Origin of the sequence: Klebsiella sp. GG_Kp175 (assembly GCF_040062325.1) — a bacterium.
In the GTDB taxonomy this organism is placed as follows: Bacteria; Pseudomonadota; Gammaproteobacteria; order Enterobacterales; family Enterobacteriaceae; genus Klebsiella; species Klebsiella quasipneumoniae.
The window spans coordinates 234,733-247,317 of sequence record NZ_JBEAFX010000002.1 but is presented as its reverse complement, the minus strand read 5'-3'; the positions used below and the strand labels follow the sequence as shown (position 1 = coordinate 247,317).

Below are 12,585 nucleotides of genomic sequence, written 5' to 3'. Positions count from 1 at the left end.
TTAAATTTGGCTCCTCTGACTGGACTCGAACCAGTGACATACGGATTAACAGTCCGCCGTTCTACCGACTGAACTACAGAGGAATCGTGTGAACGGGGCGCATATTAACGATGCCACCCGGCCTTGTCAAAGCCTGATTCAAAGAATTGCGTTCGACTGCTGACAATTTCAGCAACCTCCGCTCATGCGCTGTTTTTTTCAGCAGATTGCACCGTTGTAGTGCGAATGTACCCCTAATGGGGCATACCACAATCTGCTTACCGGGCAAATAAAAACCGGATTGCTATCACTATCCCTTATAACACCGCCTGTGGCGGGCAGCGGCAGCGGAAATGAAAAGCTGGCAAGCAAATTGCAAAACCAGTTTCATCATACTTCCAGCGTTGACGCTGGCGTTCCTTACAGGAGGCAAAATGAACTTAAGACGACTGAAATATTTTGTGAAAATCGTCGATATCGGCAGTCTGACCCAGGCCGCTGAAGTCTTGCACATCGCCCAACCGGCCCTCAGCCAGCAGGTCGCGACCCTGGAAGGTGAAATGGACCAGCAGCTGCTGATACGCACTAAGCGAGGGGTCACGCCAACGGAAGCCGGTAAAATCCTGTATACCCATGCGCGGACCATCCTGCGCCAGTGTGAGCAGGCGCAGCTGGCGGTCAATAACGTCGGTCAGACGCTGCGTGGCCAGGTCTCGATCGGCCTGGCGCCGGGCACGGCGGCCTCTGCCATTACTATGCCGTTGCTGCAGACGGTGCGTAATGAACTGCCCGAGGTGATGGTCTATCTGCAGGAGAGCAGCGGCACGGCGCTGAATGACAAGCTGCTGGCGGGCCAGCTGGATATGGCGGTGCTGTATGAGCGTTCGCCGGTGGCCGGCATCGTCAGCCAGCCGCTGCTGAAAGAAGATCTCTACCTGGTCGGTACCCGCGATTGCCCGGGGCAGAGCGTGGACCTCACGGCGGTGGCGGAGATGAACCTGTTTCTGCCGCGCGACTACAGCGCTGTACGGGCGCGGGTCACCGAAGCGTTCACCCTGCGTCGGCTGTCGGCGAAAATTATCGGCGAGATTGAATCCATTACCACCCTGACCGCGGCCATCGCCAGCGGCATGGGGGCGACGGTCCTGCCGGAATCCGCTGCCCGCTCCCTGTGCGGCGCGGCGAACGGCTGGATGGCGCGGATTAGCACGCCGTCAATGAGCCTGTCGCTGTCGTTGAACATGTCGGCGCGCGGCGGTTTGTCGCCGCAGGCGCAGGCGGTGAAGGAGATCCTGCTGTCTCTGGTGAGCCGTCCATCGCTTGAGAACCGTGAACTGCAGCTGGTGAGTTAGGCTATATTCTCTTAAGGAATAAGTTGCTGGTTTTTATTATTTGTTACCCGGGACAACAGACTTTAACAATAGCAGATACGTTAAGTCCATTGGCCCGGAGGAAAGGGTGAACTTCCAGCAACTGAAAATTATCCGTGAGGCGGCCCGTCAGGATTACAACCTGACGGAAGTCGCGAATATGCTCTATACCTCGCAGTCAGGCGTCAGCCGCCATATCCGGGAACTGGAAGAGGAGCTGGGGATTGAGATCTTTATCCGTCGCGGCAAACGCCTGTTAGGCATGACCGAGCCGGGTAAAGCGCTGTTATCCATTGCCGAGCGGATCCTCAATGAAGCCAGCAACGTCCGGCGGCTGGCGGATCTCTTCACTAACGATGCCTCCGGCGTCTTAACCATCGCCACCACCCATACTCAGGCGCGCTACAGCCTGCCCCCGGTGATTAAAGCTTTCCGCGAGCTGTTCTCCGACGTTCGCGTCGAGCTGGTGCAGGGCACCCCGCAGGAAATCGAAGCGCTGTTGCATAACGGCGGGGCGGATATCGGCATCGCCAGCGAGCGTCTGAGCAACGACCCGACGCTGGCGGCTTTCCCCTGGTTCCGCTGGCATCACAGCCTGCTGGTACCCAAAGACCATCCCCTGACCCAGGTGTCTCCTCTGACGCTGGAGGCGATTGCCCGCTGGCCGTTAATCACCTATCGCCAGGGGATCACCGGCCGTTCGCGGATCGATGAGGCCTTCAACCGCAAAGGGCTGATGCCGGATATTGTGCTGAGCGCCCAGGATTCCGATGTCATCAAGACCTACGTCGAGCTGGGGCTGGGCGTCGGGCTGGTCGCTGAGCAGTCCGGGGATGCCCGCGAAGCGGACACCTTTACGCGCCTCGATACCCGCCATCTGTTTGATGCCAATACCGTGTGGCTGGGACTGAAGCGGGGCCAGCTGCAGCGTAATTACGTCTGGCGCTTTATCGAATTGTGCAATGCCGGACTGTCGCTGGATGAGATCAAACGCCAGGCGATGGAGCCGGAAGAGGCCGCTATCGACTATCAGATTTAAGGAAATGCTGGCCAGCGGATCGGGGAGAGGAAATACCGCTATAATTCACACACGAGAGTCGCGACTGAGGAAGGGAAAATGACGATGCGGCGTGTGAAATTACTTTGTTCGGCGCTGATGCTTCTCGCCAGCCACAGCGCGCTGGCCGTTAGCTATCCGCTGCCGCCGGAGGGGAGCCGTCTGGTGGGCAGCGCATTTACCATTGCCGTGCCGGAGAATAACACTCAACCACTGGAAAGTTTTGCCGCCCAGTACGGCCAGGGGTTGAGCAATATGCTGGAGGCTAACCCCGGCGTCGATGTCTATTTGCCGCACTCCGGTTCGACGCTGACCATTCCGCAACAGCTGATCCTGCCTGACACCGTGCGGGAGGGGATCGTCATCAACGTCGCCGAGATGCGTCTCTATTATTACCCGCCGCTGGGCAATAGCGTGGAAGTCCTGCCAATCGGCATTGGTCAGGCGGGACGCGAAACGCCGCGTAACTGGGTGACGGCGGTAGAGCGCAAGCAGGAGGGACCCACCTGGGTACCGACCGCCAATACCCGCCGCGAGTATGCGAAAGAGGGCAAAACGCTGCCGGCTATGGTGCCGCCCGGGCCCGATAATCCGATGGGGCTGTATGCGATCTATATCGGCAGGCTGTACGCCATCCACGGCACCAATGCCAACTTTGGTATCGGGCTGCGCGTCAGCCAGGGATGCATCCGCCTGCGTAATGACGACATTAAATTCCTGTTTGATAACGTGCCGGTTGGGACGCGCGTCCAGCTCATCGATCAGCCGGTGAAGTACAGCGTGGAGCCGGACGGCAGTCACTGGCTGGAGGTGCACGAGCCGCTGTCGCGCAACCGCGCGGAGTTTGAATCCGACAGAAAAGTCCCGTTGCCGATGACCTCGGCGCTGCGCGAGTTTACTCAGGGGCCGGGAGTGAGTTCTTCGCAGGCCGAGCAAACCCTGCAGCGCCGCTCCGGCATGCCGGTGAATATCAGCGCCACAGCGGCGCAGGGAAGTTTGTAGCGGTGGAAAAAGTTAAGCCTTGATGCGGGATGGCGGCCCGGCGGGACCCGAAAAGCAAAAAGCCTGCTTAAAAGCAGGCTTTTTAAATTTGGCTCCTCTGACTGGGATCGCCTTTGCCATTAACTGGCTGATTGGTAAGCTAAACCTAAAAATTGGGGTTGTCAAGACCACCAGAATGACCACCTTTTTGTGCATGGGGCATTCTGGTCAAAGAGCCTTGGTATGACATCATGATTGATACGCTTGTGTACTTACTATTGAGCATGTTTTTCTAAGATAAGCAGTATGAGAGGTTCACGTGTCGTTGTATTCACTACCTGTCGTTTAGTACCTTTACTTTAACATCCATAGTGTTAGCATGGCTTTGTTTGTCTTAGGAGAATGGTTATGGTCAACAGGAAGTCAAAAAAGAATCGGAATAAGCAACAACGACAGAAGAAAAATGAAAATCCCCAACGAAGAGGGAATAGTGAATATTTATTCAATAATACTATACTTCCAACTAATATTCCATTGATTGACTTTTGTTCACTTATTATTGATCAGGTTAAATTAAACCCAGAACTAGAAAATAGTCCAGATTATCATTTTTCTAATATGATTGTTTGCTGGGAAAATAAAGATTATGAGTCACACAGGATATCTGCATTTTTATTACTGATGACTATTTATGATGAAGTCCCCTCATATATAACAAGACTGATGACTGAAGAAAATGAATTTATTTTATCAGAGAGACTTTCATTTATTCATTTAGATAACATAAGTGAAGGGGCTAAGTTAGCACATGTATATTATAAACTAATTGATTGCTTTATACGTACTGGGGCTAAAGGACGTAACTCAACATATTTTAAAACCTTTATGAAGGTGGTCATAAATACAAAAGAGAATGCTAACTATCCTTTACATTATTATGACGATATTTTATTACGGTTTTATGAGTACTATCATCGAGTATTGATTAAAAATGATAATGAGTTGAATAATCTTACACTTTTTATTTATCAACATCTTGAGGGCGAAGGGAGTCAGTCATTATATTTCTTTTTATCTTATTTCTGTCTTAATAAAAATGATCAACAAGCAATAGACTATGCTTTAACGTGTTTGAACTCAAGAAATTATGCAGATGGAGCATCGTATAATGTCTCATTATGTAAGAATACAATAAGAGCAACTATTCGCTGTAATCTTTGGCATGAATATGATAAGTGGATGGACATTTTAGAATCAGCAGTTGGTGGTGATAATCCAGAGTTCTTACAGTTACGAGAACAAGGTGAATGTGCAATAAATAAAGCATTAGCTAGACATGAACATCCAATAAATCCGAATAATGTAACTCCAATTACCCTAGATTCTGTGAAGACAGAAGAATTGTTGATATTGTTATCAATAATTGATGGATGTGGTGGGGATTGGGGAATTGTTGCTACAGAAGAACTTTTACGCTATACATTTCCATCAAAGGAAATTGCAAACAAGCAACTAATAAATCTGCTCACTCAGCACATTCTCAAAATTTCAGTTTCTGATTTTTCTTCATTGAAAGATGATGATTTATATAACTTTGACTCATTCATCAATATCTGCCGTTTCCACTTAAATATAATTGGGGTAAGTGATACGAAAACTATATCGTTAAAAGTTTTACAAGAAGAGGTTTTAAAGAGGAGGGATATAAAAGATAGTATTATCAATCTTTGGCGTAAAATTAATCTAGGGTATTTTTACAATACGTTAGAATATTATCTTTCTAAAATATCTGAGCGATGGGCTCAGGAGTTTTTTCTTAACGAAAATACTAAGCAGCGACTAGAGAATGTTATAACCAGTGCTAGGCGACTGTCTTTTTCAGCATATAAATCGGTTAATACGACAGTAGGATTTCATGAATTACAAAGCACGGGAACAAAACACACACAAAATATGCTTTTGCATGAGATAAATAAATATATCAATTTTATTGAGCAAAGTGATGTTGATTATTCAAAACCACGTTATGATAAAATGCCTATACTTTCAGTAGAAAGGCAGTTATATGATTTATTTAATCTTGAACCAGCAATTTTGTATAATGAAGTTCCATCTATAGGTATTGTTGAAAACTGTATGCTGCTTGATGAGTTTTGATAGTTGTCTATGGATAGTCTCAATAATCTCCATTTCAGTAGTATTATATTTAGATGAAAATATTTTGGGGAGTATTACATGTTAAACAGGCAAGTCAGGCAGATTCACCCCCAAGAGGATAAAGATAGCCAAACTAAGACATTTGGTGATTATTCGGAATCTCCTAACATTGTTCTGCTTGGCGATCCTGGTGCTGGAAAAACTCATCTTTTCAAACAGTTTTCGGCATTTCATAGGGCAAACTATCTGACGGTACGGCACTTTCTAAGTGGTGTTCCGATAGATAACCAAAAAGCCCTATTTATTGATGCATTAGATGAAAAAAGGAGCAGTCATAACAGTAGCGATGTTATAGATGACATAGTCCGAAGGCTTTTTTCCCAAACCCCGCAAAAAGTCAGAATCTCCTGTCGCTCTCAGGACTGGTTGGGCGAATCAGACCTGTCGGCATTTTTACCCTATTTTGAGCGGACAGGAGGATATGTCGTTTTACATTTGCAGCAGTTATCAAGGGAAGAGCAGATAGCGATTCTGCATGCTCATGGCATCGAGCACCCCGAGAAGTTTCTGGAGGAAGCAGAAAAACACTCTGCCTATGAGTTTCTTCACAACCCACAAAATCTGCTTATGCTGGCTGAGGCCGTCAAAGAGGGAAACTGGCCTCAGACGAGGTCAGAACTTTTCCACTCAGCGACACAGCTTCTTTTAACTGAACATAGTAAAGAGCATTCGCGGCAAAATTCGGGAATTTATACCAGCGACGAGTTAGAGCCCCCTGCCGGGTCTATTTGTGCGTTGCGCATACTGAGTGATGTTTCCGGGATTTCTCTGCTTCCGAATGATATCCGACCAGAATATCCTAGCTATAGAACCATACCATTTTTCTCACATGAAATAATAAGAGCGACGTTATCCCGACGCGTTTTTGCCGCTGGGGATGAACTCGAAACAGTTGATTACAGCCATAGGACAATTGCTGAGTATTTGGCAGCGAAATGGTTAGCGAGTATCGTTGAAAAGGGATTACCCTTGGGACGTTTGAGAAGCCTGCTGGGGTTTGAGGGCTATCCGTCTTCAGAATTAAGAGGATTACACGCATGGTTGGCGGTCTTTTTACCACAATACGCCAATGTCTTCATTCAAGCCGATCCTTATGGTGTACTGACTTATGGCGATGCAGCTTCGTTATCCACTGTAGATAAACAAAGTTTACTTGTGGCGCTATCCAAACTTTCGGAAAGCGATCCTTGGTTTAGAAATCACGGCTTTTCTTCTAATTTGAATGGCTTCGTGAGCGAGGAGATGGAAGCACATTTGCGCCTGATTATTCATGATCCAAGATCGCGATTTTCTCTGCGTATGCTTATTCTCGAATCTCTATCTGCTGCAACCCCAATATTGTCATTGAATCAGGACTTAATTGATGTTGTTAGATCTGAAAGTCATTCATATGCCGAGAAAGAAGAAGCAATAACGGCATTAATACACTCGGGCCTATCAGGTATTAAAGACGTCGTCGAAATCTATTCTGGGTTGAAAGAGATAAATCACGACAATATTCGATTGCGCAACCACATTATTCAGTTGCTTTATAAAGATTATTTCTCCGCGTTGGATGTAGCGCAACTCCTGACTGACACTTTAAGTGTTACTGAGGAACGTTTGCCGGTAGGGGCTCTATGGGGAATCATAGATGTTGTTCCTGCCGAGGATATAATGACAATATTTGAATATCTCTATCAATATCAAAATGAAAATATAGATAACCAGTATTCATCATCAATAAATCGCCATGAAGTTTTGTGTTATATTGAAAGTGGTCTGGTGATTATTCTTAATATGAAAGATCAGTATACTGCTGAACAGATATGGATATGTCTGAATGTTTATCACTGGTATAAAGATTATTATGGTAGTTTTGAAAATAAAACGAATCAGATTGTCCAGTTGCTAAAAGAACGTGATTGGCAGTATGAAGATATTATAGATGCCGCAGTAGCATCATTCGATCGTTATAATACAAGATTTCTTTTTTTAAATGAATTCGAACAAAGTACATTTTGGGTCATTCCTCGTGAGCTTTTGCTGTCCCGATTTATTCATTATTTGTCTAGTAATAAAAATATTTCGGATAAAACTAAATTTATTTATCGCTTAGCATTTCCTGTTCTTTGGAGCTGTGATGTACCTACTCAGAAGGTTTTTGATTTTCTTATTTCCTATGGCCTTTTTAACAACGAATTATCTTCAATTTTAGAAGATGCGTTGATCTGTGAAATTGAGGATTGGCAGGTAAAGAGCAACGTCAGAAGACTAGAAAGTGAGAAAGAGAAAAGGGATATAATTAACGCGGATAAATTGGACTTTCAGCTTTGTAGAGAGCAGATTATTTCAGGTACACATAAACAGTGGCTTAGGCGTATAGCATATGTATACTATGCCCTATGTAGCGGTGTAGATAAAAAACAAACTTACTCTGAGAGACTTTCATCAGCGTTTGGTGATGAAAGTGTGGTAGATTCTATCTCTGGACTTATAGCAACGCTCCAGCGACAAGATCTTCCAACACTTGATGATGTTAATGTTGCTATAATTAAAGGTCATTATTATGAATGGTGGTTTTCCGTTCTGGCTGGTGCTGAAGAACTATGGGCGCGTAAACCTGATATTACTCAATGGAGTGAAGGGTTATTAAAAATATTGCTAGCATTGGAACTTAGGCTAGGAAAATATATTGAAAGTAGTAAGGGGGTTGATACTAAAATATTTGAATGGAAAAAAGATGTCATAATACATAGAACGGATATTTTTATAGAAACATATCGGTATATAATAAATGCTTGTTTTAAAAATAAGTTGCAATGCATTAGCGCGCTAAATTATTTAATGCGTGATAATTCCCTGCCGCATTCGCATATCATACCTTTACTCATGCATTTTGCTAAAAAATTTCCTGATGATATTAATCATACACAAAGCTTAGTTGAATGGCTGCTAGTGCGTCCACAGATACATGGAGAGCTGCTGGAACTATCCCAACTTATGGTTAATCGACGAGGTGTGTTAAAGAAGGTTAATTATCATATTTGGCTAGTATGCTGTTATTTGCTAGAGCCCGAACAGGCTTATGATTTATTTGTATCTGAAGCTAAATTAGATCCTGAGATCATTTGGATTGTGCGTGAGTTAACGGGTAATGCCAGAAGACGGGGAGAAAATAATAATCAAGAGCTTTCTTTAATTCAATTAGAAACCATCATTAAAGTTTCAGCAACACATTTTCCTAACGCTTATTATCCAGTGGAGGGAGGTCATGGTTCAAGAAATAGCTGGGATTATGCAGAATTTATCAGAACATTGATTAACGAAGTTTCTGCTATTTCTTCATACGATGCCAGTGAAGTGCTTGAGCGTTTATTATTGCTGCCTGAATGCGAAAGCTACCGGGATCATCTCTCACATGCCAAAAGTAATCAGATAATCCGTTATAGAGAATCCCAGTTTTATCATGCTGACTGGAAGCAGGCAGTAAGTACATTAGTGAATGAAACGCCTGCCAACGTAATGGATCTTTACTCATTGTTGCTTGATCATCTACGGGATATTTCTAACAGAATTACTTACGAAAATACCGATATTTATAAACAATTCTGGAATGAAGACAGTTATGGGCGTACCTTGGCGCCTAAACCGGAAGAGAGTTGCCGTCATATTTTTCTGGAGTTACTCCGTACCCGACTTAATCCATTAAAAATAAGCTGTGAACCAGAAGGACACATGGTTTCTGATAAAAGGGCAGATATCATTGTTTCACTACCGGGGATAAAAATACCTATTGAGATAAAGCGTGATTATCATCGTGATGTCTGGACTGCGCTTAACGGACAGTTGGACAAACTTTATACTAAAAACCCCGATGCTGCTGGTTATGGTATTTATCTGGTTTTTTGGTTTGGTTCTGCTCGGCCGAATGCCCTGCCTCGTTTGACGAAAATCATGCCTCAACCTAAAAACGCCAGTGCAATGGAAAATATGCTTAATGAAACTGTGCCGGTTGAAAAAAGAGACCGCTTATCAGCGATAGTAATTGATGTTTCCGGTGAGGTCATACTTCCTGTTGAAGCTTCGAATTCTGCTATATAAGGAAAAATTATTTTGATAACAAAAGAGCTTGTCGATGAAAGTAATTTTATTCGCAAACTGGTTGATATCGGAAGATTTGACGAATCTTATCAACAGTCAGTTGCGTTCCTGAACAAACTGGTAAGAATAACAATCAGGAGCGATAACTACTTTATAGTATTGGCGAATATTGCGGGTACTCTTGTTGACATCGGGCAGATGCAAAATAATAAAGATGCATCAGAACTTGGTTGCAACCTGATGGAAGATAACAAAGAAGCATTTATCTCAGTGCTGGGAGAGTGCCTTTACTATTATAACTATGGCAATGCATTATCTAATTTGGTAAGCATTACTAACCCCAATGACCATACATTCAAATCGATAGAGGAATTGGTTTCTTTAAAAAATATCTACTGGCGTTCTTTTAAGTTATCTTCTGAGGAGCAGGAGGAATTTCAGGCTGAACTTTCTGTTAATTTGGCGAATTCGTTAAAAAGTCAATTTCGGCTCAGTGAGTCACTGAGATATTATGACCTTATTAATCGCAAGGGATTGGATATACCACAGGCTTGGGTCAATCGTTCGATGTCACTCATGGTACTCAATCTTATTTCATCTTCATTCTCAATCAAATTGTTAAAAGAAGTGAGAGCAGGATATATTAAAGCTTCTGTATCAAAAAATATCCCACCACAATGGGAATCATTCTATTTAGGCCGCATAGCACAGACTAACGATAAAATCGCAGAATATGCAACTGATGATGAAACTGACGAACACGATGAAGCACTTACGCAACAAGAGTTCGAAGCGTTAAGCCCATACCGACAGTTTTGTCTTAGAAATCATCTGACTTTATCAGAACATGGCCTATATTGCCCATGTATAGGAAGTGCTACAGATGATCTTGTTATTTCTTCAGGAGGTGGCGTAACAGGTGATTTTATCATTCCCATGGAGATGGTATTAAATCGCCTTAAATCGGAGTTTTCACTCGCACGTCATCTTTATTTTGATTATCTTCATCCACAGAATACGGATTACATTAAGTACGAAAGTCATTTTCTGGAATTGTATAATGACGAAGTTTTAGGGATAGAAATTGAAAAGATCAGGACGGCATTTCGTCTTTGTTTTGGCATTCTCGATAAAATTGCAGTGGCCATATGTGAACTTTATAATCTTTACCCAATAGCAAAAAAAGGGATGCCTCAGAAGAATATTTATTTCCAGAATTTCTGGCAGTTGGATGTTGGTAACAGAAGACAATTATTTGAAAAGGTAAAATCACCTGGACTTTTGGCATTGTACAGTATTGCTACCGATCTGAATAAAGATAAGGGCGGGGAGTTGGCTTTCTATAAAGAATGGCGCAATGGTTTAGAGCATAAGTTTTTAGTTGTACATAAAAGTGATAAACCTGAGGATATTTACGAATCTTATCAACTAATCGAAGATGTTCTTTTCATAAAAGAAAGTGATTTTATTCGCCATTTCGAACATTTACTTCAGATAACGCGTTCAGCAATTTTTTCGTTTACTTTTATGGTGAGGCATGAGGGGATGAAAGAGAAAAAAGAGGGTATCCACTATATGACCCGAGAATTACATGCGAAAAACTATTCAACAGACTGAAGAAAGTATAATCAAAGAGTTATTGTATAAGTTCTTTAGCTTAGCTGACAGTAGCTCTTTTTGATCTTTGTTACTGCCACATAGCTTCTGTAGAACTGATTATATGCAGTAATCTACTAGCCTCCTCCCACAAAACCCTCTTGCCGTTAGTCCCTAATCGTTGATATCCTAGTAAACGAGGACTCAAAACCTCTTTCACGCGGCCAAAACCAACCCCGTCAGTGTTGGCTTTTTTATATCCTCCGTCCGAAAGGACGGAGGGAGTATGCTGCCCGATCAAAGTCGGGAGGGCGACTAATACAACACCCTTCGGGGAAATAAGTCCGCGGTTTCGTGAAGCCGTTTTGAGCCTCCCGGCACCACTTTAATGTGGCCATCTCAAAAAAATTTCACGGAGGCATTTATGCCTGATTTCACTCTATCTTTCATTAAGTCACCCGGAGAGTTACTCTCCGTTCCCTTCAGCGCTGCTACGGATTTCACCGTACTTGCCGATCACTGCGACCGCTTCGCCGAAACCCTGCTTGAAAGCGGCGACCCGACGCTGCGGCTGGCGCTCTGCGGAAGGCTTGCCGCCTGTCTTTCGTTGCTGCGGCCCACGCTGAACGACCCCATCCCGCCCCACCTGATCGAAAGTCTGACCATTGATACCCTTCCTGCCAGTTACTCTCGCTTTGAACCCGGATCCGAATTACTTTGCGACTACTCGCTTATGCTGGCGCAGCTTCTAACGGGGCGAGTGTTGCTGCCGAAAATGGAACGGACGCTGACCGGATTACTGTGTGACCTGGTCTGGTATTTCGCCGCCGATCTCAAAGCCCCGCGCTGGATACGCACCGCCGACGGCGTGAAGTTTATCGACGAGGTGGTGGCATGATGCAACAGGACTGGCATCCCGCCGACATTATTGCAGCGTTGAAAAAGCGAGGAACATCGCTGGCGGCGGTTTCCCGTAACGCCGGGCTGGCGTCCTCCACGCTGACTAACGCGCTTAACCGCCGCTGGCCCAAAGGCGAAAGGCTGATAGCGGAAGCGCTGGGCGTCGCGCCTGAAAAAATCTGGCCTTCGCGCTATCGCTGAGTCCCTACGGCGCAGCCCGGATACGGAAGCTGCGCCGCATTTCGTTTATCTGATTTGTCATAATCCTTTGAACTGCAAGAACAGTTTTCTATTATCGGCCTTCTTTGTTACGCACTAAGCTCCCGCCTGCACGAAATGCTTCATGACCTGAAAGAAGCGCCTGATGTATCAGTATGGTCGCCGTTTTACCGGCAATGCCGC

The 12,585-nt window shown here is 44.7% G+C and carries 9 protein-coding genes and 1 tRNA gene; 8 read left to right on the top strand and 2 right to left on the bottom strand.

Features of this window, described 5'->3' with window-relative positions:
- Positions 1 to 7: 7 nt before the first annotated feature.
- A tRNA-Asn gene (locus ABLU73_RS04400) sits at positions 8 to 83 on the bottom strand.
- Positions 84 to 413: 330 nt separating this feature from the next.
- Between ABLU73_RS04400 and nac the strand changes: the two genes are divergently transcribed.
- The 3 genes from nac (at position 414) to ldtA (ending at position 3,408) form a co-directional block, all read left to right on the top strand.
- Positions 414 to 1,331, top strand: coding sequence for a nitrogen assimilation transcriptional regulator NAC (gene nac, locus ABLU73_RS04395; RefSeq protein WP_004203498.1), 918 nt, complete (start codon positions 414 to 416; stop codon positions 1,329 to 1,331).
- 106 nt (positions 1,332 to 1,437) lie between these two features.
- Entirely contained in the window at positions 1,438 to 2,388 is a 951-nt protein-coding gene (gene cbl, locus ABLU73_RS04390) for an HTH-type transcriptional regulator Cbl (RefSeq protein WP_004180456.1), read from the top strand.
- Positions 2,389 to 2,466: 78 nt separating this feature from the next.
- Positions 2,467 to 3,408: a L,D-transpeptidase gene (gene ldtA, locus ABLU73_RS04385; RefSeq protein WP_072206877.1), complete on the top strand. Its 942-nt coding sequence runs from the start codon at positions 2,467 to 2,469 to the stop codon at positions 3,406 to 3,408.
- Between the two features lie 12 nt (positions 3,409 to 3,420).
- Here ldtA and ABLU73_RS04380 read toward each other — a convergent pair whose 3' ends face one another.
- Positions 3,421 to 3,603 (bottom strand): hypothetical protein, encoded by a 183-nt coding sequence (locus ABLU73_RS04380; RefSeq protein WP_264924756.1) that lies wholly within the window; start codon positions 3,601 to 3,603, stop codon positions 3,421 to 3,423.
- A 192-nt stretch (positions 3,604 to 3,795) separates the two neighbouring features.
- Between ABLU73_RS04380 and ABLU73_RS04375 the strand changes: the two genes are divergently transcribed.
- From ABLU73_RS04375 to ABLU73_RS04355, 5 genes are all read left to right on the top strand, one after another.
- Complete coding sequence (locus ABLU73_RS04375) at positions 3,796 to 5,544, top strand: hypothetical protein (protein ID WP_348850067.1); 1,749 nt, start codon at positions 3,796 to 3,798, stop codon at positions 5,542 to 5,544.
- Between the two features lie 78 nt (positions 5,545 to 5,622).
- Entirely contained in the window at positions 5,623 to 9,687 is a 4,065-nt protein-coding gene (locus ABLU73_RS04370) for a hypothetical protein (protein ID WP_348850066.1), read from the top strand.
- A gap of 12 nt (positions 9,688 to 9,699) precedes the next feature.
- Positions 9,700 to 11,304: an LA2681 family HEPN domain-containing protein gene (locus ABLU73_RS04365; RefSeq protein ID WP_264924810.1), complete on the top strand. Its 1,605-nt coding sequence runs from the start codon at positions 9,700 to 9,702 to the stop codon at positions 11,302 to 11,304.
- 403 nt (positions 11,305 to 11,707) lie between these two features.
- Complete coding sequence (locus ABLU73_RS04360; protein ID WP_348850065.1) at positions 11,708 to 12,181, top strand: hypothetical protein; 474 nt, start codon at positions 11,708 to 11,710, stop codon at positions 12,179 to 12,181.
- Entirely contained in the window at positions 12,178 to 12,384 is a 207-nt protein-coding gene (locus tag ABLU73_RS04355; RefSeq protein WP_061372073.1) for a helix-turn-helix transcriptional regulator, read from the top strand. The genes ABLU73_RS04360 and ABLU73_RS04355 overlap by 4 nt, the downstream gene beginning before the upstream one ends.
- The last annotated feature ends 201 nt before the right edge of the window (positions 12,385 to 12,585 follow it).